We start from the raw sequence: 3,120 nt of genomic DNA, 5'->3' as shown, positions 1-3,120 counted from the left end.
CGCATTGCCTTGTTTAGAGAAGAGATCGAGTGCCTCGGTGAAGTACCGGTGGGCAACTTCCTGGTCGCCCAGGCGGAGCTGCACCAGCGCGAGGGTGTGTGCAAGACCACCATCAGTGGGAGTGCGTACCAGAAGCTCGCGGTAGTAGCGCGCCGCCGTGGGCAGATCACCTTGAGCCAGTGCTGCCTCCGCATCCTCGATCCCGTACTCGCGGGCGCTCTGCTCCAGCACGCGCAGGGGGAAGGCGATCCCCAGACCAAAAAAGAAGCCCGCAAGGTGCGCGGTATAGGCCACCTGATCCGCACCCGGGGTCACGAGGGAGCGAATCGCGAGAAATATCTGGAGCACCATCACGATACTAACCGCGATAGCGGCAGGGACAGCAGGAATCCCGAAGAGCCGCACTCGGGTTCGCCAGAAGCGCACCGCAAAGAGCCCCAGCACCGCAAATATTGCCCCCGACGCACCAATAAGTGACTCCTCGGGGGGGGCGACCGGGAAAAAGGCATTGGTAATCAGCACGTGCGCCAGCCCCGCCACCAGTGCCCCCGCAAGATAGGCCACTAGATAGGCAAGGTTGCCCAGTGCCTCTTCAAGATGCACCCCGATGACATAGAGCGTGATCATATTCCCCAGAAGGTGGAAGAGATCGCTATGCACAAAAGCGTAGCTAATCAACGGGAGAAACTGAAGGTGCCCACGCATCAGCCCCCAGCTTTGCACGACTCTCTCCGAGATCACGAGCCCCTCTGTGGGGGATAGGTTGCCAAAGAAAATCACGGAGTTGATCGCCAGCAGGCCAAGGGTGACGAACGGGAAGTTCGCCACGCCAGCACGCCGCCGCCGTAGGGGCAGGATGGGCGTAAACAGCAAGACCACCAGAGCGAGCAGTAACAGCAGAGCCAGAAACAGCATGGATTGCTGTCTAGTATACAGCCTCACTCACAGGATTGCAGGGATAGAAATTGAGTCTGTCTAGCTTTTCCACCAGCCCGCAGGACTCGTCGTCTGGCGGAGCTGGGCGATGCTGCGCTCAAACTGGCCGGGGTCAGCCGGAGGGAAGAAGAAGAAACCACGACGGTGACGGATTCGATAGTGCCCCTGCGCGGTCATGGAGAAGGTCTGCTCCTTGGGGGGCCAGCACACCCAGCCCTCCATGACCAGGGTCTTGCGGCTTACCGGCTCGATACTCTCGATCTCGCTCCAGGGAATTGTCTCCGTGGGGGCCAGCAGGCGCTTGATGTGCACGCCATGCGTGTCGAGCTCCAGACGGAGAACACTGATCTTACGGAGCATCAGAAGAAACGCAAGCGGCCCCAGGAGCGCTAGGAAACCGCCGCTCGGGCCGGCGAAGAGCACGCTTCCCAGCCAACCAAACAGCGCCACCATCGCGAGCATTGTTAGCAAGAGGAGTGGGAAGGTGACTGCGGCATAGATCCAGCCAATCTTTAAGTCAGCCTGGTCACGGGGAGGCAGGTGGGGCTGGATAACGATACGCTCTTGGGACTGCCGGGCAGCTTGTTGTTGGATCATGCGGGTACACTTAAACGGATGCGAGCACTCATTTTTGACTTCGATGGAACGATACTGGATACCGAGACCCCCGAGTTCCATGCGTGGGAGAATATTTACCATCAGTGGGGGCAAATCCTCCCTCGTGCGCTGTGGCTCTCCGCGATTGGGCTCGCTCCCGGCGAGGCGACTTTTAATCCCTATACGCATCTTGAGGTGCTTTTAGGGACGCCTGTTGACCACGCGACACTGCGTGCGCACCGCCAGGCAGCGTTTATGACCGCGCTTCATGCCGAGCCCATTCGCCCCGGAGTCGTGACTGGCTGGAGCTGGCTGGGAAGCGTGGGCTACACATCGGGCTGGCATCATCGTCGCCACGGGACTGGGTACAGAGTCACCTGGAGCGATTGGGCCTGCGTGCGCACTTCGAGGCACTCTACACCAGCGACGATGTCGCGCGCGCCAAGCCTCACCCCGAGCTCTACGAAAAAACGGCGGCGCACTTTGGCCTGCACCCGAGGGAGTGCATCGCCATCGAGGACTCGCATCATGGAGTGCTCGCGGCCAAGGCCGCCGGGTGCTACTGCATCGCCGTGCCTAATCCCATGACCGCGACTATGGATCTCTCCGCCGCTGATCAGACCGTCGCCTCACTGGCCGAGCTTTCTCTGGAGACTCTCCTAGGGTAAGATAGGCCATGGTTTTCTCCGCCTGTGCCTTCGTCGCGCTTTGCCTAGCCGCGCCGCCCGCGCCTCTCACACTCACCATAGATGCCCGTGAGGTCAGCAAGCAAGTGGTTCATGTGACCCAGCGCTTTGCCGTGAAACCCGGGCCGCTGACACTGGAGTACCCCAAGTGGATCCCGGGGATGCATGAGCCGGTAGGGCCGGTGCAAAATCTGGTGCGACTAGTGTTCTCCGGCAAGGGCAAGCCGATCTCGTGGCGGCGCGATGGCTACGATGTCTATGCGTTTCAGCTCACGGTGCCTCCTGGAGTGAGTGAGCTTGAGGCGCGCTTCGACTACCTGCCCAAGCCCAATGACTCGGATGAGATCGCCTACGGAGTGGCGGCGACAGCGCAGCTTGCGGTGATCAATCCCAGCGCTCTGCTGCTTGCCCCGCGTGGCTCCGATCTGAAGACGACGCTACTTGCGCCGACACTCTTGCTGCCCGATGGCTGGCAGAAAGCGACTTCTCTGCCCACTACGCCGACAGTTTCCCTGGAGCGGCTCATGGACTCGCCGGTCTTTGCGGGGCGGTATCTGCGGCGCTTTGCGCTCCCCAGCCCCGATGGCGTCCCCCACACGCTGGCCGTGCTAGCCGACACCGACGAGGTCGCGACTCCCAATGCACATACCCTGAGCTGTATGCAAAAGCTCGTCACCGAGAGCGCCGCACTCTTCGGGGCACGGCACTACGACAAATTTACGTTTCTGCTGGCACTCACCAGTGGCTTGCCCCAGTACGGGCTAGAGCATCATGAGTCCACGGTCAATGTGCTGCGGCCCAACGCGCTAGGCGACGGCACGAGCACGCCAGGGCAGTGGAACGCGAATTTGTTGCCCCACGAGTATGTCCATAGCTGGAACGGCAAGCACCGTCGCCCGTA

3 protein-coding genes and 1 pseudogene are annotated in these 3,120 nt (G+C 61.1%); 2 read left to right on the top strand and 2 right to left on the bottom strand.

What is annotated here, in order from left to right:
- Both ACH2EH_RS21130 and ACH2EH_RS21125 read right to left on the bottom strand, forming a co-directional pair.
- A partial coding sequence (locus ACH2EH_RS21130) for a rhomboid family intramembrane serine protease (protein ID WP_395144833.1) occupies positions 1–915 on the bottom strand: 915 nt, incomplete at its 3' end.
- 60 nt (positions 916–975) lie between these two features.
- Positions 976–1,533: a hypothetical protein gene (locus ACH2EH_RS21125; RefSeq protein ID WP_395144831.1), complete on the bottom strand. Its 558-nt coding sequence runs from the start codon at positions 1,531–1,533 to the stop codon at positions 976–978.
- A 302-nt stretch (positions 1,534–1,835) separates the two neighbouring features.
- On the opposite strand from ACH2EH_RS21125, the gene ACH2EH_RS21120 reads away from it, so the two are divergent.
- Positions 1,836–2,201: an HAD-IA family hydrolase gene (locus ACH2EH_RS21120; protein WP_395144834.1), complete on the top strand. Its 366-nt coding sequence runs from the start codon at positions 1,836–1,838 to the stop codon at positions 2,199–2,201.
- An 8-nt stretch (positions 2,202–2,209) separates the two neighbouring features.
- A pseudogene (locus ACH2EH_RS21115) lies at positions 2,210–3,120 on the top strand (peptidase M61); the annotation flags it as partial.

The organism is Armatimonas sp., assembly GCF_043760365.1.
Lineage (GTDB): Bacteria > Armatimonadota > Armatimonadia > Armatimonadales > Armatimonadaceae > Armatimonas.
This window is presented reverse-complemented; position numbering and strand designations above follow the sequence as displayed.